The sequence below is a fragment of the Vibrio sp. JPW-9-11-11 genome (assembly GCF_013369335.1).
Lineage (GTDB): Bacteria > Pseudomonadota > Gammaproteobacteria > Enterobacterales > Vibrionaceae > Vibrio.
In genome coordinates, this window is the sequence record NZ_SZQJ01000035.1 from 1 (window position 1) to 425 (window position 425).

The window sequence follows — 425 nt, forward strand, 5'->3', positions numbered from 1 at the left end:
TTTCCAAGAACACTTGAATGTGTGTTGGTACCTAATCACTTATCTATTTAAAGAAAGTCATTAGGATTTGAGAACTTTTAATTGAATAACAACGCATCTCAAAGAGATGGGGATTGTTGTTATTCGTCAGCTTTCCAAATTGTTAAAGAGCAAATCACCTCAATGAGGTAACCATTTTTAAAGACTCTCAAGGAGAATGTTTAAAGATGGTATCCCGTAGGGGAGTCGAACCCCTGTTACCGCCGTGAAAGGGCGGTGTCCTAGGCCTCTAGACGAACGGGACACTAAGGAGGGCTCTAATAAAGACATATCAATCTGTGTGAACACTCATCGCAATAATCATCGTATAAGGAGGTGATCCAGCCCCAGGTTCCCCTAGGGCTACCTTGTTACGACTTCACCCCAGTCATGAACCACAAAGTGGT

General features: G+C 42.6%; 1 tRNA gene and 1 rRNA gene. Both read right to left on the reverse strand.

Annotated elements, in window-relative coordinates:
• Positions 1-207: 207 nt before the first annotated feature.
• A tRNA-Glu gene (locus tag FCU94_RS15890) sits at positions 208-283 on the reverse strand.
• Positions 284-347: 64 nt separating this feature from the next.
• Positions 348-425 (reverse strand): 16S ribosomal RNA (locus FCU94_RS15895); the annotation flags it as partial.